The 22340-nt window shown below is 71.4% G+C and carries 24 protein-coding genes; 6 read left to right on the plus strand and 18 right to left on the minus strand.

Annotated elements, in window-relative coordinates; all coding sequences use genetic code 11:
- Positions 1-39: 39 nt before the first annotated feature.
- A complete protein-coding gene (locus tag E1202_RS20640) occupies positions 40-558 on the plus strand; it encodes a methylated-DNA--[protein]-cysteine S-methyltransferase (protein WP_132684794.1) in 519 nt (172 codons plus the stop codon).
- Here the strand turns inward: E1202_RS20640 and E1202_RS20645 are convergent.
- Both E1202_RS20645 and E1202_RS20650 read right to left on the minus strand, forming a co-directional pair.
- Positions 502-1197: a spermidine synthase gene (locus E1202_RS20645; RefSeq protein WP_132684795.1), complete on the minus strand. Its 696-nt coding sequence runs from the start codon at positions 1195-1197 to the stop codon at positions 502-504. The genes E1202_RS20640 and E1202_RS20645 overlap by 57 nt on opposite strands.
- 212 nt (positions 1198-1409) lie before the next feature.
- Positions 1410-2699: an MFS transporter gene (locus E1202_RS20650; protein WP_132684814.1), complete on the minus strand. Its 1290-nt coding sequence runs from the start codon at positions 2697-2699 to the stop codon at positions 1410-1412.
- Between the two features lie 80 nt (positions 2700-2779).
- Between E1202_RS20650 and E1202_RS20655 the strand changes: the two genes are divergently transcribed.
- Together E1202_RS20655 and E1202_RS20660 are read left to right on the plus strand one after the other, a co-directional pair.
- Positions 2780-3727: a GlxA family transcriptional regulator gene (locus E1202_RS20655; protein ID WP_207918810.1), complete on the plus strand. Its 948-nt coding sequence runs from the start codon at positions 2780-2782 to the stop codon at positions 3725-3727.
- 173 nt (positions 3728-3900) lie between these two features.
- Positions 3901-4557, plus strand: coding sequence for a DUF4232 domain-containing protein (locus E1202_RS20660; RefSeq protein ID WP_132684797.1), 657 nt, complete (start codon positions 3901-3903; stop codon positions 4555-4557).
- A 37-nt stretch (positions 4558-4594) separates the two neighbouring features.
- Here the strand turns inward: E1202_RS20660 and E1202_RS20665 are convergent, their stop codons facing one another.
- The 8 genes from E1202_RS20665 to E1202_RS20700 form a co-directional block, all read right to left on the minus strand.
- Positions 4595-6043: a glycoside hydrolase family protein gene (locus E1202_RS20665; RefSeq protein ID WP_235878732.1), complete on the minus strand. Its 1449-nt coding sequence runs from the start codon at positions 6041-6043 to the stop codon at positions 4595-4597.
- Entirely contained in the window at positions 6043-6477 is a 435-nt protein-coding gene (aroQ, locus tag E1202_RS20670) for a type II 3-dehydroquinate dehydratase (RefSeq protein WP_132684798.1), read from the minus strand. The genes E1202_RS20665 and aroQ overlap by 1 nt, the downstream gene beginning before the upstream one ends.
- Positions 6474-7583, minus strand: coding sequence for a 3-dehydroquinate synthase (gene aroB, locus E1202_RS20675; protein WP_132684799.1), 1110 nt, complete (start codon positions 7581-7583; stop codon positions 6474-6476). The genes aroQ and aroB overlap by 4 nt, the downstream gene beginning before the upstream one ends.
- 145 nt (positions 7584-7728) lie before the next feature.
- A complete protein-coding gene (locus E1202_RS20680) occupies positions 7729-8247 on the minus strand; it encodes a shikimate kinase (protein WP_235878734.1) in 519 nt (172 codons plus the stop codon).
- Entirely contained in the window at positions 8247-9452 is a 1206-nt protein-coding gene (gene aroC, locus E1202_RS20685; RefSeq protein ID WP_132684801.1) for a chorismate synthase, read from the minus strand. Before aroC ends, E1202_RS20680 begins: the two co-directional genes overlap by 1 nt.
- A gap of 48 nt (positions 9453-9500) precedes the next feature.
- A complete protein-coding gene (locus tag E1202_RS20690; RefSeq protein ID WP_132684802.1) occupies positions 9501-10082 on the minus strand; it encodes a prepilin peptidase in 582 nt (193 codons plus the stop codon).
- Between the two features lie 155 nt (positions 10083-10237).
- Positions 10238-10693 (minus strand): PTS sugar transporter subunit IIA, encoded by a 456-nt coding sequence (locus E1202_RS20695; protein WP_132677596.1) that lies wholly within the window; start codon positions 10691-10693, stop codon positions 10238-10240.
- On the minus strand, positions 10690-10926 hold the full coding sequence (locus E1202_RS20700; protein WP_132684803.1) for a glucose PTS transporter subunit EIIB: 237 nt from the start codon (positions 10924-10926) through the stop codon (positions 10690-10692). Before E1202_RS20700 ends, E1202_RS20695 begins: the two co-directional genes overlap by 4 nt.
- Before the next feature lie 244 nt (positions 10927-11170).
- On the opposite strand from E1202_RS20700, the gene E1202_RS20705 reads away from it, so the two are divergent.
- From E1202_RS20705 to E1202_RS20715, 3 genes are all read left to right on the plus strand, one after another.
- Entirely contained in the window at positions 11171-11938 is a 768-nt protein-coding gene (locus tag E1202_RS20705) for a GntR family transcriptional regulator (RefSeq protein ID WP_132684804.1), read from the plus strand.
- Positions 11939-12026: 88 nt separating this feature from the next.
- Entirely contained in the window at positions 12027-13283 is a 1257-nt protein-coding gene (locus tag E1202_RS20710; RefSeq protein WP_132684805.1) for a PTS transporter subunit EIIC, read from the plus strand.
- 42 nt (positions 13284-13325) lie between these two features.
- Positions 13326-13589, plus strand: a complete 264-nt coding sequence (locus tag E1202_RS20715; protein ID WP_132684806.1) for an HPr family phosphocarrier protein — start codon at positions 13326-13328, stop codon at positions 13587-13589.
- Positions 13590-13723: 134 nt separating this feature from the next.
- On the opposite strand, the gene E1202_RS20720 is transcribed toward E1202_RS20715, so the two are convergent.
- The 8 genes from E1202_RS20720 to E1202_RS20755 form a co-directional block, all read right to left on the minus strand.
- Positions 13724-14569, minus strand: a complete 846-nt coding sequence (locus E1202_RS20720; RefSeq protein WP_132684807.1) for a shikimate dehydrogenase — start codon at positions 14567-14569, stop codon at positions 13724-13726.
- Positions 14556-15758: an endolytic transglycosylase MltG gene (gene mltG / locus E1202_RS20725; protein ID WP_165943924.1), complete on the minus strand. Its 1203-nt coding sequence runs from the start codon at positions 15756-15758 to the stop codon at positions 14556-14558. The genes E1202_RS20720 and mltG overlap by 14 nt, the downstream gene beginning before the upstream one ends.
- On the minus strand, positions 15755-16228 hold the full coding sequence (gene ruvX, locus E1202_RS20730) for a Holliday junction resolvase RuvX (RefSeq protein ID WP_132684808.1): 474 nt from the start codon (positions 16226-16228) through the stop codon (positions 15755-15757). The genes mltG and ruvX overlap by 4 nt, the downstream gene beginning before the upstream one ends.
- Positions 16225-18897, minus strand: coding sequence for an alanine--tRNA ligase (alaS, locus tag E1202_RS20735; protein ID WP_132684809.1), 2673 nt, complete (start codon positions 18895-18897; stop codon positions 16225-16227). Before alaS ends, ruvX begins: the two co-directional genes overlap by 4 nt.
- Before the next feature lie 83 nt (positions 18898-18980).
- Complete coding sequence (locus E1202_RS20740; protein ID WP_132684810.1) at positions 18981-19265, minus strand: hypothetical protein; 285 nt, start codon at positions 19263-19265, stop codon at positions 18981-18983.
- The gene (locus E1202_RS20745; RefSeq protein ID WP_132627088.1) at positions 19262-19669 is read right to left on the minus strand and encodes a DUF948 domain-containing protein; all 408 of its coding nucleotides are present in this window, start codon (positions 19667-19669) and stop codon (positions 19262-19264) included. Before E1202_RS20745 ends, E1202_RS20740 begins: the two co-directional genes overlap by 4 nt.
- 194 nt (positions 19670-19863) lie before the next feature.
- Positions 19864-20838 carry a 2-hydroxyacid dehydrogenase gene (locus E1202_RS20750; protein WP_235878736.1) on the minus strand — a complete coding sequence of 325 codons (975 nt, stop codon included), beginning with the start codon at positions 20836-20838 and terminating at the stop codon, positions 19864-19866.
- A gap of 116 nt (positions 20839-20954) precedes the next feature.
- A complete protein-coding gene (locus E1202_RS20755; RefSeq protein ID WP_132684811.1) occupies positions 20955-22310 on the minus strand; it encodes a replication-associated recombination protein A in 1356 nt (451 codons plus the stop codon).
- Between the last annotated feature and the right edge of the window lie 30 nt (positions 22311-22340).

A 22340-nucleotide genomic window follows, 5' to 3' on the forward strand; every position in this document is an offset into this window, starting at 1 on the left:
CGCGGCCGGGGTGTCGGTGGCGGGCGCTACGCTGAGCCGGTGGAGCTGACGTGGAGCACCGTGGCGGGACCGGTCGGGGACATCACCGTGGTGGCCTCCGAGACCGGTGTGCGGCACGTCGCCTTCGCCGGTCCCGAGGTCGCGCTCGCCGAGTTCGGCTCGGCCGCGCCCGGCGGTCTCGCGGGCGAGGCGACGGCGCAGCTCGGCGAGTACTTCTCCGGCGAGCGCCGGGAGTTCCGGCTCGCGATCGACTGGACCGAGCTCGACGGGCTGCGCGCGCACGTGCTGCGGACGCTGCAGGAGCTGGTGCCCTTCGGCGAGACCGTGAGCTACAAGGGCCTCGCGGAGCTCTCCGGCAGACCGGAGGCGTCCCGCGCGGTCGGGTCGATCATGGGTTCCAACCCGGTGCCGCTGATCGTGCCGTGCCACCGGGTGCTGGCCTCCGGCGGTGGGCTCGGCGGATTCGGGCCCGGCCTGGAGGCCAAGCGGAAACTGCTGGTGCTAGAGGGAGTACTGGAGCCCAGCCTGCTCGAGCTCGACCTGGTGCGAGACGAATAGGTGGTAGGTCGACTCGCGCTGCCCGAGGGTGACCGGGATGACCAGTTCGGTGCAGTCGCCGAAGACGTCCCGCACCGCGCCGAGCAGTTCGGGCGAGGCGTCGGCCGACCACACCGCCAGCGTGCCGCCGGGGGCGAGCTTGTCCTTGCAGCGCCGGAGGAAACCCGGTCCGTAGAGGGCCGAGTTCTCCTCGTAGACCAGGAAGTCCGGGCCGTTGTCGACGTCGAGCAGCAGCACGTCGCACCCGCCGTCGGGCTGCTCGCCCAGGACCGCGGCGATGTCGCCGACGCTGATGCGCACCCGCTCGTCGGCCAGCGCGTCCGCGGTGTCCGGGACCAGCCCGTCGCGGTGCCAGGCGACGAGGTCGGGTTCGATCTCCACCACGTGGGCCTCGCGCACGCGCTCGTCGGCCAGCACCTCGCGCAGGGTGAACCCGAGGCCGAGCCCGCCGATGAGCACCCGGAGCCCGCCGGAGCGCGCGAGGTGGCCGAGGGTGGCGGTGGCCAGCATGCGTTCCGTCTCGGTGTGCGCGGTGTCCATCACGAACACGCCGTTGACCCGCAGTTCCAGCGCGTCGTCGCGGCGCATCAGCACGAGCTCACCGCGCTCGCCGACCGCACGGGCGAGAAGCTCAGACATGACCCCGGAGATTACCCCGCCGTTCCCACCGGGCGACGACAACTGGCAATTTCGCAGGTCAGCGGATCTGGAACGATCCTCCCGCGACTACCGCGGTGAACCCGCTGGTCACACGGCCGGGAACCGGTCCGCTGAGCCCACCCGGTGCACGCCCCGCCGATCTCTTCAGCCTCTTTTCCGATCTTGGGAGCGCTCTCAGAACTGTCGTTGCCTCAGGCACCCGTCCGGGCCGGATTCGCGCCCCGGTCCGCGGCGGGTCGCCTGGGGGCGTTTCTCCGGATCGATACGGAGAAGGCCGTCGCCAGCAGGCAGAGCAATCCCGATCCGTACCAGGCCAGCGCGTAGTCGCCGAAGTGGTCGCGGATCAGCCCGGCCCCGGCGGCGACGGCCGCCGCACCCACCTGGTGCGAGGTGAACACCCATCCGAACACCACCGAGGCCTTCGGCCCGAAGTGCTCGCGGCACAGCGCCATCGTCGGCGGCACCGTGGCGACCCAGTCCAGGCCGTAGAAGACGACGAACATCACCATCTCCGCCCCCGGCGTCGGGGCGAACAGCTGCGGCAGCACGAACAGCGAGGCGCCGCGCAGCGTGTAGTAGACGGCCAGCAGCACGCGCGGGTTGATCTTGTCGGTGAGGTAGCCCGACGCCACGGTGCCGAGCACGTCGAAGACGCCGATGAGCGCGAGCAGCCCGGCGGCCATCGTGGTGGGCATGCCGTGGTCGTGCGCTGCGGGCACGAAGTGGGTGTTGACCAGGCCGTTGGTGCTGGCTCCGCAGATCGCGAAACCGCCTGCCAGCAGCCAGAAAGCGGGCGTGCGGGCGGCCTCCGCGAGGGTTCTGACGGCGACCACGGCGGGATTTCCCCTGTCCTGCGCGGGCTCCGGCTCGTCCCCGGTGGCTCCGTAGGCGGAAAACCCGAGATCGCGCGGGTGTTCGCGCATCACGAGCCAGACGATGACGGCGACCAGCAGCGCGGCTGCGGTGATGGTCAGCGAGGCCGCTCGCCAGCCCCAGCTCTCCACCAGCATCGCCTCCACCGGCAGGAAGACCAGCTGACCGGTCGCGCTGCCGGCCGTGAGCACGCCGCTGACCAGCCCTCGTCGGGCCACGAACCAGCGGTCGACCACCGTGGACACGAACGCCAGCGCCATCGAGCCGGTGCCCAGCCCCACCAGCAGGCCCCAGCACAGGATCAGCTGCCACGGCTCGGTCATGAACACCGTCAGCCCGCTGCCCAGCCCCACGAGCAGCAGCGCCGAGGTGGTGACGCACCGGACGCCGAAGCGCACCATCAGCGCCGCGGCGAACGGCGCGGTCAGCCCGAACAGCAGCAGGTTCAGCGACACCGCCGCCGAGATCAGCCCGTGCGGCCAGCCGAACTCCCGGTGCAGCGGGTCCATCAGCACCCCGGGTGCCGACCGGAAGGCGGCGGCCCCGACCAGGGCGATGAACGCGACGACGGCGATCGACCAGGCGGGGTGGACCCGCGCGGGCAGCATGCGAACCATGCTGACCAGCGTGATCGAGCGCTGGAGGCCGAACCAGTGGCCGGAGGGACACAATGTGGGAAGATTCGGCCATGAGGCCGCATCGGATCGCCGTGCTCGGGGTGGAGACCGTCGTCGGGTTCGACCTGGCGATACCGCCGCAGATCTTCGCGGGCGCCACCGGACCGGACGGACCGCTCTACGAGGTGCGCGTGTGCAGCATCGACGGCGGGCCGCTGGCCACCAACAGGGGCTTCACGATCCTGCCCGAGTGCGGCACCGACGCGCTGCGCGAGCCCGACACGGTCATCGTGCCCGGCGTCGACGCCGAGACGTTCACCGAGGACCCCAAGGTCACCGACTACCTGCGCAACCTGCCCGCGGGCACCCGGATCATGTCGATCTGCACCGGCGCGTTCGTGCTCGCCGCCGCGGGCCTGCTCGACGGCCGTCCGGCGACCACGCACTGGGCGCACGCCGACCGGTTCCGCGAGAGGTTCCCGCACGTCGAGCTGCGTCCGGACGTGCTGTTCGTCGACGACGGCGACCTGCTGACCTCCGCGGGGGTGGCCGCCGGGATCGACCTGTGCCTGCACGTCGTCCGCCACGACCACGGCAGCGAGATCGCCAACCGGGCGGCGAGGCGCAACGTCGTCCCGCCCTGGCGCGACGGCGGGCAATCCCAGTTCATCGAACGCCCGCTGCCCTCCCCCGGCGCCACCGGCACCGCGCCGACCCGCGAATGGCTGCTGCACCGGCTCGCCGAACCGCTGACGCTGGAGGCGATCGCCGCGCACGCGGGCATGAGCGTGCGGACCTTCACCCGGCGGTTCCGCGAGGAGACCGGCACCTCGCCGCTGGACTGGCTGCTGGGACAGCGCATCGAGCACGCACGGCACCTGCTGGAGCACACCGACCTGCCGATCGAGGAGGTCGCGGTCGCCTCCGGCCTCAACACCGCCACCTCGCTGCGCAAGCACCTGCGCGCCCGGCTGGGCATCGGTCCGGCCGCCTACCGCCGGACCTTCCACCAGGACTAAGAACTGCTGAGGAATTGCTTTGCGCGGCGGTGCCGGTTGCTCAGGTGGTGGAAGAGGATGCGGCTCCGCCCATTCATCACCAGCCCTTGGTTACCTCCGCTCACGGGTCGAGCAACCTCCCCGACCGATGCGCGTCCTCTCAAGTGAGTGATCGGTACGGAGAGGCGGAGAACATGACTCGCAAGAGGATCATCCTGGCGGCCACCGCCGCGCTGCTCACCGTCGGTCTCAGCGCCTGCGACGAGGACGGTGCGACCTCGTCCAGCAGGATCGTCGGCGGCTCGTCGCCGGAGCCGCAGACGCGCTCCGAGGCGACCGGGAGCACCCCGGCCGCCGAGGTACCACCACCGGCCGAGACCACGACCGCGAAGACCGGGTCCGACCCGGCACCGCAGACGCGGCTGTGCGAGGTGGGGGATCTCGCCGTGGCGGTCGAATACGTCGACGCGGGCGCGGGAACCGCGCACCACGCGCTGCGGTTCACCAACTCCGGCGGCAGCACCTGCGAGATCCAGGGCTTCGCCGGGGTGTCCTACGTCGGCGGCGACGACGGCCACCAGATCGGCCGGCCCGCCCACCGCGAGGGCACCAAGGGCCCGGCCATCACCCTGCGACCCGGCGGGCAGGCGTGGGCGCCGCTGGCGGCCCCGCGCACGGAGAACTACGACTCCGCCACCTGCCACCCGGAGGAAGCCCGCGGCCTGCGCGTCTACCCGCCCCAGGAGTACGACTCGATGTTCGTTCCCCTCACCGGGACGGCCTGCGCCAACCCGGACCTCCCGGGCGAGCAGCTCACGGTCAAGACCCTCCAGCCGGGCGCACCGTCCTGATCGGCCTTTCACCCCCTCGCTCGGCGGAGCGCGAGGGTCAGGGCCGGAGGTCGCCCCGGGCGGGATGGGATCGCCACTGCGCCTCGGTGACGTCGGCGATCGGAGAGGTGTTGGCCCGCGCGGTTTCCGGGGTGATCCGCCACAGGCCGCCGCGGGTGTCGAGCAGACCGACCTCGCCCGTCGGGGAGCGCAGGGCCGGGGCACCGGAGGCGATCTCGGCGATCACCGGCAGGGCGTCCACGGGGTCCGGGCGGTCGTCGAGGACCGTCACCGCGACCGTCTCGGCCACCGAGCGGCGTTCGAGCCGGACCCTGGCACCGTCGTGGACGAGGTCGACCGTGCGGACCGGTGAGGGCACCGCGACGCCGTCCAGCGCCCGTGCCGCTCGCGGAGCGGTGCCGCAGCCGCCGGCATCGGTGATGTCGAGGCCGAAGTGCCGGATGTCGGTGGGGGCCGGGGCGAGCGCGGTGGCGCGCAGGACGTCGAGCGGCACCGTCCCGCACGGGTCCGATGTGGATGGACGAATCCACCCCTCGCCGTCGCGGACCAGCCCCGGACCTTCCTGCCACGGCCCGGGAATCGTCACCGGCGCGTAGGGGTGGCGGGTGAACTCCCTGTCCCAGAAGGTGATCTGGGTTCCGCCGGTGGTCTGGTGCGCGATGGCGAAGGCGTCCAGCGTCGGCGAGTAGGCCCAGTCCGCGCTGAACGCGTCGACGACCGACCGGCCGCGCTCGCCACCGGCAGGCCGGAAGCCGCGCTCGGTCAACGCCTGGACGTCCTCGCCGAACAACGGGTCTCGCGAGCGCAGCACGAACTGCCCGGCCCCGTTCCAGCCGGCGCCCTTGGCGGTGGTGTCGGTGAACAGCAGGTAGAACCAGCCGTCCACGAACACCGCCGAGGGCTGCCCGGCGCCGTAGACGTTGCCGCGCGGGACCTCGCCCGCCGCGGTCACGATCGGCGCGGCACCGCGCGTCCACGCCATGCCGTCCGCGCTGGTCGCGACCCCGATGGCGTTGCCGTGCGCGTGATCGCCCGCCGCGCCCGTGTAGTAGAGGTAGTAGCGGCCGCCCACGTGCAGCACCGACGGATCGCAGGTGTGCATCCCGTCGAAACGCCCCGGCTCACCGGCGAAGACCGGAACCGCGGGCGCCGCACCCTCGGTGAACGGACCGTCCGGCGAGGCCGCCGAGGCGTGCAGGACGTCGTCGCCCGCGGGCCCCACCCCCGGCAGCTGACTGCACCACCACGCCCGGTACCGGCCGCCCTCGGACAGCACCGACGGCCCGTAGTTGTACGGCGCGGGCAACCCGCCCGCCGCCACCACACCGGGGCTCCCGCGCTCGGCGGCGGTCCGCAGCTCCACCGGCTGCGGCACCGGAACCGGCCGCTGCCGCTGCACCACCTGCGTCACCGGGCTGCCGTCGACCTGCGTGCAGCCCGCCAGCAGCGCGACGGCGACCAGGCATAACGGCAGCCGGCCGCGCACTACTCCCCCGCGTTCTCGGCCAGCCAGCGGATCGCCAGCGGGTACCCGGCCACGCCCAGACCCGCCATCACCGCGGTCGCGATGTCGGACAGGTAGCTGGTGTGCCGGAACGGTTCCCGCTTGTGCACGTTGGAGATGTGCAGCTCGACCAGATCAGCGGTCAGCTGCGAGGCGGCGTCGCGCACCGCCACCGAGTAGTGCGTCCACGCGCCCGCGTTGAGCACCACCGGCCAGGAGGCGTCGGCGGCCTCGTGCAGCCAGCCGACCATCTCGCCCTCGTGGTCGGTCTGCCGGACCTCGACCTCGACGCCGAGGTCCTGGCCGGCCTTCTCGCACATCGACACCAGGTCAGCGTAGGTGGTGCTGCCGTAGACGCTCGGCTCGCGCTTGCCGAGCCGGCCGAGGTTGGGTCCGTTGAGGACGAGGACCTTCACAGCAGAACCTCCGTGCTGGACTTGCTCTCACCACCGGTGATCACCGAGTACGCGGCCGCGATCAGCGACGGGTCCGGGCCTTCCAGCCGTTCCGGCTTGGCCAGACCGTCGAGCACCACGAACCGCAGCACGCCGGACCGGTTCTTCTTGTCGGCCTTCATGCCCTCCATCAGCGAGCCCAGCGCGTCCGGGTCGTAGGTGGTGGGCAGGCCGAGCAGATCGAGGATGCGCTTGTGCCGGTCGGCGGTCTCGTCGTCGAGACGTCCCGCCAGCCGCGCCAGTTCGGCGGCGAAGACCAGGCCGACGCTGACCGCGGCACCGTGGCGCCAGCGGTAGCGCTCGCGGCGCTCGATGGCGTGGGCCAGCGTGTGCCCGTAGTTGAGCACCTCGCGCAGGTGCGACTCCTTGAGGTCCGACGAGACGACGTCGGCCTTGACCTGGATGGACCGGCGGACCAGCTCGGCCAGCACGTCACCGCTCGGGTCGGTGGCGGTGTCCGGGTCCTCCTCGATGAGCCTCAGGATCTCCGGATCGGCGATGAACCCGGCCTTGACGACCTCGGCCATGCCCGCCAGGAGTTCGTTGCGCGGCAGGCCTTCCAGCGTCACCAGGTCGCACAGCACCAGGCTCGGCTCGTGGAACAGGCCCACCAGGTTCTTGCCCGCGTCGGTGTTGATGCCGGCCTTGCCGCCCACGGCGGCGTCGACCATGCCCAGCAGGGTGGTGGGCACGTGCACGGCCTTCACACCGCGCATCCAGGTGCCCGCGACGAACCCGCCGAGGTCGGTGACCGCGCCACCGCCGAAGGACACCACGACGCCGTCGCGGTCCATGCCGATCTTGCCCAGCACCTCCCAGCAGAACCCGGCGACCTGCAGGCTCTTGCCGTCCTCGGCGTCGGGGATCTCGACCCGGTGCGCGTCGATGCCGGCCTCGGTCAGCTCCTCGCGGACCGCCTCGATGGTGGCGGTGATCGTGGGCTGGTGCACCAGCGCGACGCTCGACGCCCCGCTGAGGAATTCCACCAGCTCACCGAGCAGCCCCCGGCCGACGACCACGTCGTAGGGCTGCTGGCCGTTCACGCTGATCCGAACCGGCTCGGTCATCATCGTCCCTTCGGCAATCGGGCTTGTCTGGAGAGTATCGGGGTCGTACTGCTGAGCGGTGCGGGTAGGAGAACTGAGGTCCTCAGGGGTGCCAGTTGCTTGCCCGCTCACCGAAGGAGAAGGTGGCTCCGCCACGAAACACCCCCTAGCGAGACGGCAGCGCCGCGAGGTCGTCGACGACCTGGTCGACCACCTGCGCGGGTTCGAGCTCGTCGGTGGTGACCTCCACGGCGGCCACCGAGCGGTAGATCGGCAGGCGCGCGTCCAGCAGTGCCTTGAACGTCGCGCGCGGGTTGATCCCGGCCAGCAGCGGGCGCGCGCTGGACAGCCCCACGCGGCGCGCGCCTTCGGCGAGCCCGACCGACAGGAACACCACCGGGTGCCCGGCGAGCCGTTCGCGGGTCAGCTCGGAGAGCACCGCCCCGCCGCCCAGCGCCAGCACGCCGTCGTGCTCGCGCAGCGCGGTGTCGACGGCCCGCTCCTCCAGCGCCCGGAAGGCGGGCTCACCGTCGTTGGCGAAGATGTCGGCGATCTCGCGGCCGGTGCTCCCGACGACGTCGGCGTCGGTGTCGCGGAACGTCACGCCGAGGCGTTCGGCCAGCAGCCTGCCGATGGTGGTCTTGCCCGCGCCGGGCGGGCCGATCACGATCGCGCGCGGCGACATCACCGCACCTGCCGCTTCTCCGCGCGCTCGCGCAGCGAGGCGAGGTAACCCTCGACGTTGCGGCGGGTCTCCGGCAGCGAGTCGCCGCCGAACTTCTCCAGCGCGGCCTCGGCCAGCACCAGCGCCACCATCGTCTCGGCGACCACGGCGGCGCGCGGCACCGCGGTGATGTCGGAGCGCTGGTGCATCGCCTGCGCGGGCTCGCCGGTCACCATGTCCACAGTGGCCAGTGCGCGCGGAAGGCTGGAGATGGGCTTCTTGGCGGCGCGCACGATCAGCGGCTCGCCGTTGGTGATGCCGCCTTCGAGGCCGCCCGCGCGGTTGCTGTCGCGGCGGACCCAGTTGACGCCCTGGTCGGGGTAGATCTCGTCGTGCGCGGCGCTGCCCCGGCGGTGGGCGTTGGCGAATCCCTCGCCGATCTCCACGCCCTTGATCGCCTGGATGCTCATCAGCGCACCGGCCAGGCGGGCGTCGAGCTTGCGGTCCCAGTGCACGTGCGAGCCGATGCCCGGAGGAAGGTTGTAGGCGATGACCTCGACGACGCCGCCGAGGGTGTCGCCGTCCTTCTTCGCGGCGTCGACCTCGGCCATCATCCGCTCGGTGGCGGTGTCGCCGAAGGCACGGACCGGGTTCCCGTCGATGGCGGCCAGGTCGTCCGGCCCGGGCAGCACCTCGCCGGTGGCGTCCACGCCGCCGAGGCTGACCACGTGGCTGACGATCTCCACGCCGAACAGCTGGCGCAGGAACTGCCGGGCGACGGTGCCGACGGCCACGCGCGCGGCGGTCTCGCGGGCGCTGGCGCGCTCCAGGACCGGGCGGGCCTCGTCGAAGCCGTACTTCTGCATGCCGGCGATGTCGGCGTGGCCGGGACGCGGGCGGGTCAGCGGCTCGTTGCGGGCCAGGTTGGCCAGCACGTCCTCGTCGACCGGGTCGGCGGCCATGACCTGTTCCCACTTGGGCCACTCGGTGTTGCCGATGCGCACCGCGATCGGACCGCCCTGCGTGCGGCCGTGCCGGACGCCGCCGATGATCTCCAGCTCGTCAGCCTCGAAGTTCATCCGCGGGCTGCGCCCGAAGCCGAGCTTGCGGCGCTCCAGCTGGGTCGCGATCTCGGTCGAGGTCACCTCGACCCCGGCCACCATGCCTTCCAGCACCGCGACGAGGGCGGGGCCGTGCGATTCTCCAGCGGTCATCCAGCGCAACACAACTTAGATCCTGCCACGCTCTGCCCTGGGGGAACCCGCCCGGGTGGGTCACGGCCAGCTCAGCGTCACCAGCCAGGACGGAACCAGCACCGCCGGACCGTGCGCGACCGCCCCCGCGCGCCTCCACAGCGCGCCGACCAGGGTGAACGCCGCCGCGACCGCGACGACCCCGGCGACGGCGGGAACCGACACCGCACCCACCACCGCGCCCAGGACCCCGGCGAGCTTGACGTCCCCCGCGCCCATCGCGGGCGGGGACATGAGCCTGACCACCAGGTACGTCCCACCCAGCAGGACGAGCCCGGCCGCCGAACCGAGCACGACACCCGGCCGGTGCGCCGCGACCACCACGAGCAGCGCGGCGGCGACGGGGTAGGCGGGCAGGGTCAGGGCGTCGGGCAGACGACGAACCCGCAGGTCGCAGGCGCTGAGGACGACCGCGAGCCAGCCCAGCGCGAGCGGGACCGGCAACCACCACCCGGGCGGCTGCCGGAGGGCCACCAGCGCCCACGCCAGCGACACCCCCGCCTCGCACCAGCCGGGCGGAACGGCGGTGCCGCGGCGGAGTCGGCTCAGCAGGTGGCGTCCGGCCCATCCGGCGAGGGCTCCGGCCGCGATCAACGCGCTCATCCCGGGTACGGTGCCGGGGCTCCCGCCCCGCGCGGCGGACGAACGACCCGAAGGCTCGCGTGTCGGCACCCGCGCGGGGCAGTGGTCAGCACCGGCCCGAACCGTCCACGATCGAAGTTCGCTGCGCCCGGTTCAGACCAGAACCGCCCTCCGCCTCACCCCTCGAGGGTGAACAGCACGTCTCCCGGGAGGACCTGGGTGTCCTCGCGGAGGTCCGCCAGGGACTCCGCCGGGGCGTCCAGCGCCACCACCGGGCAGATCGAGGAGTAGCCCTGGGCCTCGATCTCCGTCGGGTTCCAGGTGATGATCTTCTGCCCGGCCTCGACCGCATCGCCCTTGCCGACGTGCAGCGTGAAGCCCTCGCCCTTGAGCTTGACCGTGTCGATGCCCAGGTGCACCAGCACCGCGCCGCCCGAGGACGCCGCGATGACGAACGCGTGCGGGTGCAGCGTCACGACCTGGCCCGCGACCGGGGCGACCGCGTCGCCCTCGCCGCCGGACGGCTTCACCGCGACACCGGGTCCCACCATGGCCTGCGAGAACACCGGGTCCGGGACGTCGCTGAGCGACGTGGTCAGACCCGCTACCGGACTGCCGACCTCGGTGCTCACATCAGGTCCTCGATGTCGCCGGCCAGCGTGTCCGCCTCCGGTCCCACCACGACCTGGACGACCGTGCCCTGCAGCATCACGCCGTGCGCGCCCGCGGCCTTCAGGCCCGCCTCGTCGATCTTCGAGCCGTCCTCGACCTCGCAGCGCAGCCGCGTGATGCACGGCTCGATCTCGACGATGTTGTCCCCGCCGCCCAGCGCGGACAGGATCGCCTCGGCCTTGTCCTGAGCCACCACGTGCTCCCTTCGTGCTCTCGCCACCGCGGCCGGAGGGCCGCGACGCGACGATCTTGCGCCACGGGATGTCGATGCGGCAACGAAAGCAGAGCCTTGTTGACACCTGATCGCATGACGGCGCATTCTTCGCAACCAACTGGTTTAGACCGGACAGTACCAACGCCCGGTCTCGGTTCTCATCCGAACCGGCGGCGAGTTCACGACAGCGAGCTCACGCCAGGGTGGCACGACAGGAGGCGGCATGGGAGAAGAACCGAGTTCTCTCCGGCACGCTGCCTCTCGCGGCCTGCCTGACGGGCCGATGCCGAAACACGTGCAGCTGCGGGAGATCCTGCGTGAGCTGGCCGGCGACGAGCTCCCGCACGGCGCCGCGGTGCCGTCGGAGCGCGAACTGGCGCTGCGCTACGGGGTCTCCCGGCTGACGGTGCGCGAGGCGATCGGCCAGCTCGTCACCGAAGGCCTGCTGGTCCGGGTGCGCGGCAAGGGCACCTTCACCACGCGCCCGCGCATCGACTGGCAGGTGCACCTGGCCTCGTTCACCGAGGACATGCGCCGCCGCGGCATGCACCCGGAGACCGTGCTGCTCGACGCCGCCGAGGCCGTTCCTCCCCCGGCCACCGCGCAGGCGCTGGGCCTGGCACCGCAGCAGACCGCGTTCTGGCTGTTCCGGCTGCGCAAGGCCGACGGGATGCCGATGGCCGTCGAACGCGGCTGGTACCACCCGGAATCGGTCCCCGACCTGCTCGACCAGGACCTCACCGCCTCGCTGTACACGCTGCTGTCCCAGCGGTACCGGCTCCAGCTGGAGTCGGGAACGCAGACCGTGCTGGCCGACGACGCCGACGCCGAAACCGCACGCCTGCTGGGCATCCCGACCGGCTGCTCGCTGCTGGTGTTCCGGCGGATCTCCACCGCGCGCGGACGGCCGGTGGAGGACATGACGTCCTGGTACCGCGGTGACCGATACCAGGTGACCATGCAGCTCGACCGCGAACCGGGCGAGCCGTGAGGCGAGAACCGGACAAGACGAACCAGCGCACCACCGAAATCGTTTGCAATGATCTCCCAACCCCGGTGAACCAAGCAGGAGGTATCCGATGAGTTCCACCGCCGCCAAGGCGAAGGGGAGCAACAGAGGACTCGCGCAACTGCAGCGCATCGGCCGCAGCCTCATGCTGCCGATCGCGGTGCTGCCCGCCGCCGCGCTGCTGCAGCGGCTCGGCCAGGACGACCTGCTCGGCGCGGAAGGTCTCGGAGCCTCCCTGACCTGGTTGCAGACCGTCGCCGGTGTCATCGGCGCTGCCGGTGGCGCGCTGTTCGACAACCTGCCGCTGCTGTTCGCCATCGGTGTCGCGATCGGCTTCGCCAAGAAGGCCGACGGCTCGACGGCCCTGTCCGGCGCGGTCGGCTACCTGGTGCTGCACGGAGTGCTGACCCAGATCGCCGGCACCGAGGAGGGCACCTCGCTCAACAAGAGCCCCTACGGCGTGCTCGGCGGTATCGTCGCCGGTCTGGTGGCCGCCTGGCTCTGGCAGCGCTACCACCGCATCAAGCTGCCGGACTACCTGGGCTTCTTCGGCGGCCGGCGGTTCGTGCCGATCGTGACCGCGGTGGCGATGCTCGTCATCGGCGTGATCATGGGTCTGCTGTTCCCGCTGTTCGACGCCCTGCTCACCGCCTTCTCGGACGCGGTCACCCAGCAGGCCGTCATCGGTGGCGGGCTCTACGGCTTGATCAACCGGCTGCTGCTGCCGTTCGGGCTGCACCACATCCCGAACAACGTGGTCTGGTTCCTCTTCGGCGACTACAACGGCGAGAAGGGCGACATCGCGCGCTTCTTCGCGGGCGACCCCACCGCGGGGACGTTCATGACCGGCTTCTTCCCGATCTTCATGTTCGCGCTGCCCGCGGCGGCGCTGGCGATCTGGCAGTCGGCCAAGCCGGAGCAGCGCAAGGTCGTCGGCGGCGTGATGATCTCGGTCGCGCTGACCTCGTTCCTGACCGGTGTCACCGAGCCGTTGGAGTTCTCGTTCATCTTCGTCGCGTGGCCGCTGCTGCTGATCCACGCGGTGCTGACCGGCACGTCGCTGGCGCTGGTCAACGCGCTGGACATCCACTCCGGCTTCGGGTTCTCCGCCGGTGCGATCGACTACCTGCTCAACTTCGGCATCTCCCAGGGCTCGATCTGGCTGATCCCGATCGGGCTGGGCTACGCGGTCGTCTACTACGTGGTGTTCCGGTTCGTCATCACCAGGTGGAACCTGCGCACCCCGGGTCGCGAGGAGGACGACAGCGCCTCGACCGATGCGGATAATGCCGGTGGGGGCGCCGCGCCGGCCACTGAGAAGAAGTGAGGCGGCGCGGGCCGGTGCCCCCGCCCCCGACGAAGGAGGGACATGTCTGAACGACGGGTCACCGTAGCGAGCAAGGTCGGGATCCACGCGCGGCCCGCGGCCCTGCTGGCCAAGACGGCCGCGTCCCAGCCCGTGGTGATCACCATCCGCAAGGAGGGCAACGAACCCGTCGAGGCGGGCAGCATCCTCGGTCTGATGACCCTGGGCGCCTCCCACGGCGACGAGGTGATCCTGGCCGCCGAGGGTGAGGGCGCCGAGGCAGCCCTCGACGAGGTCGCCAAGCTCGTGGCGACCGACATGGACTGATCCAGGACCGACACGACGGCGGCGCCTCCTTCCCCGGAGGCGCCGCCGTTCGTCGGTCTTAGCAGCTGTTCATGGAGGCGGCGGAGCCGCTCTTCAGGTGTGGGGCTCCAAGCAGAGCCACCCCTGAACAGCCCCTAGAGGGGCAGGGCGTGACCGGTCGCCGCGGCCAGAGCGTCCCGCATGGTGCTCCGCGGGGCCGCCTGCCCGGTGAAGTGCTCGACCTGGCCGAACGCCTGGTGCAGCAGCATGTCCAGGCCGGTGGCGAGCCGGCCTCCGACGGCCCCGACGGCGTCGGCCAGCGGGGTCGGCCAGGGGTGGTAGATGACGTCGAGCACGCACGCGGCCTTCGCCAGGTCCGCCGCGTGCGGGTCCACCGCGCCCGCCGGGAGCGTGGAGACGACCACGTCGTGGCTGGTCGCGGCGTCGGCGAGGGTGATGGAGTCGAGCCGTTCGACCCGGACCCGCAGACCGATCCGCTCGGCGGCCTCCAGCGCCTCGGCCGCCCGAGACGGCTCGCGCACCGCCAGCGTCGCCTCGGACAGGCCCAGATCGGCGAACGCCGCCAGCGTCGCCACCGCCGTACCACCGGCGCCGAGGATCAGGCCCGTGTGCCCGCCGGTGAAACCACCGGCCACCCGCAGGGCTCCGACGACGCCGTCCACGTCGGTGCAGTCGGCGAACCAGCTCCCGTCCGGCCGGTGGACCAGCGTGTTCGCCGCCCCCACCGCCTCGGCGCGGTCGGCGACCGCATCGGCCACCCGCAGCGCCGCGCGCTTGCCCGGCATCGTCACCGACAGCCCGGCCCACTCCGGGCCGAGACCGCCGACGAACTCCACCAGCCGCTCGGCGTCCGCCTCGACGCGCTCGTAGGTCCAGGGCAGACCGAGCGCGTCGTAGGCGGCGCCGTGCAGGACGGGGGACAGCGAGTGCTCGACCGGTTTGCCGAGCACCGCCGCTCTCCGCTGATCAGAAAGCGCCACGTTCCTGCGCTTCCTTGATGAAGGCGTCGTGCTCCTGCTGGTTCTTCGCGAAGCAGGAGGTCCCGTCCGGGTAGCACTTGACGAAGTAGCGCCACTCGCCCTCGGCCGGCCGCTCGGCCGCCCGCAGCGCCTCCTTGCTGAACGCCGAGATCGGCGTCGGCGGCAGCCCGTAGTTCAGGTAGGTGTTGTACGGGCCGGGGCGCTGCCGGTCGGAGCTGTTGGTCAGCAGCGTCGGCTTGTCCAGCGGGTAGTTGATCGTGGAGTCCAGTCCCAGCTTCATCGCGGGCTGGCCGAGCCGGTTCTCGATCACCCGCGCGATCTTCGGGAAGTCCTTCTCCAGCCCCTCGCTCTGCGTCAGCGAAGCGATGACCATCAGCTCGTAGGGCGAATGACCGCTGCCCTCCGCGAGCTTCGGCAGACCCGCCGCTTCCAGCTGCGCCGCCGACTTGGTGACCACGTCGCGCAGCACGTTCTCGGCCGACTCACCGGGCTTGACGTCGTAGATGCCCGGCATGATCAGGCCTTCGAGCCGGCGCCGGGGCTCGGCCTTGGACGCGTCGGCCACGGCCCACTCCGGCACGCCCAGCGTCGCCAGGTCCGCGGTCTCGGCCGCGGTGTGCATCTCCTCGGAGGTGGTGCACTTCTCGTTCTCGTTCGCGCAGGTCGCCTCGGCGAGCCTGGTCAGGATGCCCGGGGTGTTGCCGCCGTTGGGCGCGGCCTGGTCCTCCAGCCGCATGCCGCCGCGGATGTCGACCCGGCCGACCTTCGCCTCGGCCGACAGGATGTGGCTGACCGCGGCCTTGCCCGACATCTTGTTGCGCATCAGGTAGTAACCGGGCTGGATCGAGTTGATCCGCTTGTTCTCGGCCGATGCCGAGGTGAACGCCTTGGTGCTGGCCACCACGTCCTTCTCGGACAGGGTCTTGCCGATGTCACCCACGGTGTCGCCGGAGGCGACCTCGATGACGACGCTGCCGGTGCCCTCGCCGTCGTAGTCCTCGTAGCCGCCGATCCGCATGATCTGCAGCGCTCCGTACCCCACGCCGCCGCCGACCAGCACCAGCACGAACAGGCCGGCCAGGGCGGTCACCCACCGGCGCCTCTTGCGACGCCGGAAGCGTTCCGGATCGGGGCGCCGTCGCCGGTGGTCCCCGGGCTCGTCCGCGAACAGTCCGAGATCATCGGTCACGGGAGTTCCTCTCGTGTTCTCTGCCCCCGGCCGTCCAGGTACGCCTGCAAGATCTCCACCGCTGCCGCCTGGTCAACGACGGCGCGCTGCTTCTTCCCCCGCACGCCGCGTTTCGACAGCTTCCGGCTGGCCGTCACCGTGGTCAACCGCTCGTCGTGAAACCGCACCGGAACCGGTGCGACCTTCTCCACCAGCGCAGCCCCGTAGGACTGCGCGATCTCCGCGGCGGAACCGTGCCTGCCGGCCAGCGTCTTGGGCAGGCCGATCACGATCTCCACCACGTCGTGCTCGGAGACGAGGCCGGCGATCTTGGCGAGATCGCTGCCGCCTTCCTCGTCCCGTCGCAACGTCTCCAACGGGGTCGCCAGCATCGGAGCGGGATCGCTCAGCGCGATTCCTACCCGGACCGCCCCGACGTCGACACCGAGCCGACGTCCCGGGCCGGGATCCGCCTGCTGGTGCTCGTTCACCCGCCTGCCACCACCTGGTCGACGCCGGTGCGCAGCGCACCGATGGCCGCGGTGATGCCCGCGGGGTTCGAGCCGCCGCCCTGGGCCATGTCCGGCTTGCCGCCCCCGCGGCCGCCGACCTCGGCGGCGAAGCTGGGAACCAGCTTGCCCGCCGCGATGCCCTTGTCTCGGGCCGCGTCGTTGACGCCGACCACGAAGCTGACCTTGCCCTCCTCGGCGGAGAACAGCGCGACCACCGACGGGCGCGAGCCCAGCCGGCCGCGGATCTCACCGGCCAGCGCGCGCAGCGCGTTGCCGTCCACGCCGTCCGGGACCTGCTCGGCCACCAGCGTCACGCCGTGCACGTCGGTGCCCTTGTCGGCGAGCTCACCGGCGGAGTTGAGCACCTGGGAGATGCGCAGCTGCGCGAGCTCCTTCTCGGCGCTGCGCAGCTTGCTGACCACGCCCTGGATGCGCTCGGGCAGCTCCTCGGCTGGAACCTTGAACTGCTCGGCGAGCTGGGTGACCAGCAGGTGCTCCTTGCTGATGTGGCGCATCGCGTCCATGCCGACCAGCGCCTCGACGCGGTGCACGCCGGAACCGACCGAGGAGTCCGACACCAGCTTGACCACGCCGAGGTGGCCGATGCGCGGCACGTGGGTGCCACCGCACAGCTCGCGGGAGTAGTCGCCCATGTCGACCACGCGGACCTGGTCGCCGTACTTCTCGCCGAACAGCGCCATCGCACCGAGCTCCATGGCCCGGTCCATGCTGGTCGTGTAGGCGTTGACCTCGACGTCGGTCTGCAGGTAGTCGTTGACCTCCTCCTCGACCCCGGCCAGCACGTCGGCCGACACCGAGGAGGGCACGGTGAAGTCGAAGCGCATCCGGCCCGGCGAGTTCAGCGAACCGGCCTGCGCCGCGCGCTTGCCGTAGGCGCCGCGCACGGCCGCGTGCACCAGGTGCGTCGCGGAGTGCGAGCGCTCGATGGACTGGCGGCGGTGGGCGTCGACGGCGGCCTCCAGCGTGGTGTCCACGCCGAGCTCGCCTTCCAGGACCTTCGCGCGGTGCACGAACAGGCCGGGCACGCTGCGCTGGACGTCGAGCACCTCGACCGCGACGCCCGGGCCGACCAGCTTGCCGGTGTCGGCGATCTGGCCACCGCCCTCGGCGTAGAACGGCGTGCGGTCGAGCACCAGCTCCACCTCGGTCCCGGCCGAGGCGCGGGAGGCGGGCTGGCCGTCGACGAGCAGGCCCAGCACGCGGCTGTGCGACTGCAGGTCGGTGTAGCCGATGAACTCGGTGGTCCCGTGCTGGTCGAGCAGCGTGCGGTAGGTCGACAGGTCGCCGTGACCGGTCTTGCGGGACTTGGCGTCGGCCTTGGCGCGGTTGCGCTGCTCGGCCATCAGATCGCGGAAGCCCTGCTCGTCGACCGACAGCCCCTGCTCGGAGGCCATCTCCAGGGTCAGGTCGATCGGGAAGCCGTAGGTGTCGTGCAGCTGGAACGCCTTGTCGCCCGCGAGGGTCTGGCCACCGGTCTTCTTCAGGTCGGTGACGGCCAGGTCGAAGATCTTCGAACCGGCGGTCAGCGTCGACAGGAACGCCTCTTCCTCGTTGCGCATCACCGAGTCGATGCGGTCGAACTCGGTGACCAGCTCCGGATAGCTCGGCGACATCGCGTCGCGCACGATCTGGGCGAACTCGCCCAGCACCGGCTCCTGCACGCCCAGCAGGCGGGTGGAGCGCACGATGCGGCGCAGCAGGCGGCGCAGCACGTAGCCGCGGGCCTCGTTGCCGGGGGTGACGCCGTCGCCGATGAGCATCACGCCGGAGCGGGCGTGGTCGGCGATGACGCGGAACCGCACGTCGTCCTCGTGGGTGGCACCGTAGCGGCGGCCGGAGAGCTCCTCGGCCTTGGCGATCACCGGGCGGACCAGGTCGGTCTCGTAGACGTTCTCCACGCCCTGCAGCAGGCAGGCCACGCGCTCGACGCCCATGCCGGTGTCGATGTTCTTGGTGGGCAGCTCGCCGATCGGCGGGTGACCGTCCTTGGGCGGCAGCTCACCCCTGATGTCCTGCATGAACACCAGGTTCCAGATCTCGATGTAGCGGTCCTCGTCGACGACGGGACCGCCCTCCTTGCCGTAGGCGGGCCCGCGGTCGTAGTAGATCTCCGAGCACGGACCGCCGGGGCCGGGCACGCCCATGTCCCAGTAGTTGTCCTTGGCGTCGCGGGTCTGGATCCGCTCGGCCGGGATCCCGCAGACCTTCTGCCACAGCCCGGCGGCCTCGTCGTCCTTCTCGAAGACCGTCACCCACAGGCGGGCCGGGTCGATGCCGTAGCCGCCGTCGGCCACCGACTTGGTGAGCAGCTCCCACGCGTTCTCCATGGCGCCTTCTTTGAAGTAGTCGCCGAAGGAGAAGTTGCCGGCCATCTGGAAGAACGTGTTGTGCCGGGTGGTCTTGCCGACCTCGTCGATGTCACCGGTGCGCACGCACTTCTGGATGCTCGTCGCCCGCGGGTACGGGGCCGGGGCCTCGCCCAGGAAGTAGGGCTTGAACTGGACCATGCCCGCGTTGACGAACAGCAGCGTCGGGTCGTCGAGGATCAGCGACGCGCTGGGCACCACGGTGTGGCCGCGGCCCTTGAAGTGCTCGGTGAACCGGTGGTTGATGTCGTGGGTCTGCACTGGGAGTCCTTGGGAATTGGGTCAGGTCACGGACACGGCTGTCGGTGTCGGCGAGCGGCCGGCGGCGCGGAGCGGCGCCTGCGTCAGCGGCCCGCCCGACGAGCTCGCCGCTCGGCGTCGTGCTCAGCGGTTATCCGCCGGACCTGGTCCGCGTTCACGACCACATCCTGCAGCTGGTCTTCCCGTTCCTGCATCCCGGCGCGCACGTCGGCACCGAACGAGCCGACCGCTCCGGCCAGTTCGCGCATGGCGCCGCCGACCTGCTCGGCCATCCCCGTGGGGGTCGCCTTCCGAGCGGTCTCGTTGACCTTGCGGGTCAGCGCGACTCCGGCTGCGATGCCCGCGCCGAACCAGAAAAGGCGCCTCACTTGCGCCCCCCTTTGTTCTTGCGGCGGAAGTGCCGTCCGGTCGGTTCCTGCTTGCGCTTCCGGCGGGCCTTCAGCGCCTTGCTCACGCCGTAGGAGAACGCCGCCGTCTTCACCAACGGACCACCCAGTGTAGCCGTGAACAGCGACGACAACGCCGAGACGTTACCGCTGATGGTCTTGGCGTTGGAGGTGATGCCGTCGACTCGCTCCAGCTGCGTGTTCACGTGCGTGATCGTCGTGTTCGCGCCGGTGAAGATGGGGTCGCTGTTCTCCTGCGCCTTCTTGATCGCGGTGCTCGCCTCGTCCAAGGTCTTGCCGAGCTTGATCAGCGGCACCGCCAGCAGCAGGACCAGCAGCACGAACGCTCCGGCGACGATCAGCGCGGCGATCTGCGTGGGCGTCACGTGCCCTCCCGTATGTCCACGTCATGTCCTTGTCGAACCCGGCGACCTGCGCCGGTTCGTTGATCGTGCGCCAGGTTACCGGTGTATCCGCCAGCTACAAGCACCCGGGCCGCCGGGTCGAACCGCAGGTCCGCGCCTTTCCGCGTCGGACGCGACGGGCGCGCGCTGGAGGTATCGATGCGGTGACCGGTTGATCACGCGGTGACGGGTGTGAGCGGTTGCTGGCCGGTCAGGACGGCGGCGACGTTGCGCGCGGCGAGCTCGGCCATCGCGGTGCGCGTCTCGGTGGTCGCCGAACCCAGGTGCGGCGCGATGGCGACGTTGTCCAGCTCCAGCAGGCCGGGGTCGCCCTCGGGCTCGTTCTCGAAGACGTCCAGCGCCGCCCCGCCGATGCGGCCTTCCTTGAGCGCCGCGGCCAGGGCCTTCTCGTCCACGATCGGGCCGCGGCTGGTGTTGACGACGATCGCGGTGGACTTCATCGCGTTCAGCGCGGCGTCGTCGATGAGGTGGCGGGTGCTCTCGGTGAGCGGGCAGTGCAGGGAGATGACGTCGGCGGTGCGCAGCAGCTCGTCCTGCGGCAGGTACCGGGCGTCGAGCTCGGACTCGATCTCCTGCGCCGCGCGGCGGCGTCCGGTGTAGGCGATGTGCATGCCGAAGGCGCGGGCGCGGCGGGCCACGGCCTGGCCGATGCCGCCGAGACCGACGATGCCCAGCGTCTTGCCCTGCAGGCCGGTGCCGAGCATGAAGCCGAGGTGGAAGGTCCAGGGCGTGCGGGAGCGCAGCAGGCGCTCGGCCTCGCCGAGGCGGCGGGTGACCGACAGCAGCAGCCCGAAGGCGAGGTCGGCGGTGGCGTCGGTGAGCACGCCGGGCGTGTTGGTGACGGTGACGCCGCGCCCGGTGACGGTGGGGACGTCGATGTTGTCGTACCCGACGGCCACGTTCGCCACGACCTTCAGCTGCGGTCCCGCGGCCTCGACGAACTCGGCGTCGATGCGGTCGTGCAGCATCGCCACGACACCGCCAGCGCCTTCGACCGCGGCGCGGAGCTCGTCGGGGGTCAGCGGCCGGTCCTGGTCGCAGACCCGCACCTCGGCGACCTCGCGCAGCACCGCCACGGCGGACTCCGGCACCGTCCTGGTGACCACGACCTTGCTCACATCGACCTCCACGCTCGTTCTCCCCGGTTCGGCACGGTACCGCCTCGGACACCGGGCGGTACCGGTGGAGAACGCGGCGGAGCCGCTGTTTCAGGCGCACCGCCGGGCGAACCCATTCCGAAACGGCTCTAGCCCTCGTCGCGGATGATGTTGCGCAGCTTCGGGACCCGGTCGTGCAGCGCGCGTTCGGCGCCGCGCGGGGTCGGGTTGTAGTAGTCGCGCCCCATCAGCGAATCCGGCGGGTACTGCTGGGCGAGCACGCCTTCGGGCTTGTCGTGCGGGTAGCGGTATCCCTTGGCGTTGCCGAGCTTCTGCGCTCCCGCGTAGTGCCCGTCGCGCAGGTGCGGCGGGACGGGACCGCCCTTGCCGGCGCGCACGTCGCCCATCGCCTCGTTGATGGCGGCGATGACCGCGTTGGACTTCGGCGCGGTGGCGAGGTGGATCGTGGCCTGGGCCAGCGCCAGCCGGCCCTCGGGCATGCCGATGAACTGCACCGCCTGAGCAGCGGCGACGGCGGTCTGCAGCGCGGTCGGGTCGGCCATGCCGATGTCCTCGCTGGCGTGCACGACCAGGCGTCGCGCGATGAACCGCGGGTCCTCCCCCGCCTCGACCATCCGCGCCAGGTAGTGCAGCGCGGCGTCGACGTCGGAGCCCCGGATGGATTTGATGAAGGCGCTGGTGATGTCGTAGTGCTGGTCGCCGCCGCGGTCGTAGAGCACGGCCGCTCGGTCCACGGTGGATTCGACGGTGCCCAGATCGATCTCGTCGGCTCCGTTGGACACGGCCGATTCCGCCGCGGCCTCCAACGCCGTCAGCGCGCGGCGGGCGTCTCCTTCGGCCAGCGCGACCAGGTGCTCCTCGGCGTCCTCGGCCAGTCCGACCGATCCGCCCAGTCCTCGTTCCTCGCTGACCGCCCGCCGCAGCAGCGAGCGGATGTCCTCGTCCTCCAGGCTGCGCAGCTGCAGCACCAGCGACCGCGACAGCAGCGGCGCCACCACCGAGAAGTACGGGTTCTCGGTCGTCGCGGCCACCAGCAGCACGGTCCGGTCCTCGACCGCGCCGAGCAGCGCGTCCTGCTGGGTCTTGGAGAAGCGGTGCACCTCGTCGATGAACAGCACGGTCGCCTCGCCGGACCGCCCGAGGCGGCGGCGGGCCTCCTCGATGACGGCCCGGACCTCCTTCACCCCCGACGACAGCGCCGACAGCGCCGCGAACCGGCGTCCGGTCGCCTTCGACACGAGGTTGGCCAGGGTCGTCTTCCCGGTCCCGGGCGGCCCGTAGAGCAGCACCGATGCCGGAGCCGCCCCCTCGACCAGCCGCCGCAGAGGAGCACCGGCGACCAGGAGGTGCTGCTGCCCTACGACCTCGTCCAGGGAGCGGGGCCGCATCCGCACCGCCAGCGGCGCGTTCTCGGCCAGCTTCTCCTCGGCCTTGTCCTCGGTCTCAGCCCCGAAAAGCCCCTCGTCGAACAACCCGTCGCTCACGCCCGAAACGCTACCCGCCACCCCCGACTC

It is taken from the genome of Saccharopolyspora karakumensis (genome assembly GCF_004349225.1).
Lineage (GTDB): Bacteria > Actinomycetota > Actinomycetes > Mycobacteriales > Pseudonocardiaceae > Saccharopolyspora > Saccharopolyspora endophytica.

What these genes read in the sequence shown, in the direction of transcription:
- E1202_RS20680 (WP_235878734.1), bottom strand. Translation starts at nt 8,247, where the DNA reads ATGTCGCCGCGCGCGATCGTGATCGGCCCGCCCGGCGCGGGCAAGACC.
- E1202_RS20645 (WP_132684795.1), bottom strand. Translation starts at nt 1,197, where the DNA reads ATGTCTGAGCTTCTCGCCCGTGCGGTCGGCGAGCGCGGTGAGCTCGTG.
- E1202_RS20650 (WP_132684814.1), bottom strand. Translation starts at nt 2,699, where the DNA reads ATGCTGCCCGCGCGGGTCCACCCCGCCTGGTCGATCGCCGTCGTCGCG.
- E1202_RS20705 (WP_132684804.1), top strand. Translation starts at nt 11,171, where the DNA reads ATGGGAGAAGAACCGAGTTCTCTCCGGCACGCTGCCTCTCGCGGCCTG.
- E1202_RS20715 (WP_132684806.1), top strand. Translation starts at nt 13,326, where the DNA reads ATGTCTGAACGACGGGTCACCGTAGCGAGCAAGGTCGGGATCCACGCG.
- E1202_RS20690 (WP_132684802.1), bottom strand. Translation starts at nt 10,082, where the DNA reads ATGAGCGCGTTGATCGCGGCCGGAGCCCTCGCCGGATGGGCCGGACGC.
- E1202_RS20660 (WP_132684797.1), top strand. Translation starts at nt 3,901, where the DNA reads ATGACTCGCAAGAGGATCATCCTGGCGGCCACCGCCGCGCTGCTCACC.
- E1202_RS20655 (WP_207918810.1), top strand. Translation starts at nt 2,780, where the DNA reads ATGAGGCCGCATCGGATCGCCGTGCTCGGGGTGGAGACCGTCGTCGGG.
- aroB (WP_132684799.1), bottom strand. Translation starts at nt 7,583, where the DNA reads ATGACCGAGCCGGTTCGGATCAGCGTGAACGGCCAGCAGCCCTACGAC.
- E1202_RS20710 (WP_132684805.1), top strand. Translation starts at nt 12,027, where the DNA reads ATGAGTTCCACCGCCGCCAAGGCGAAGGGGAGCAACAGAGGACTCGCG.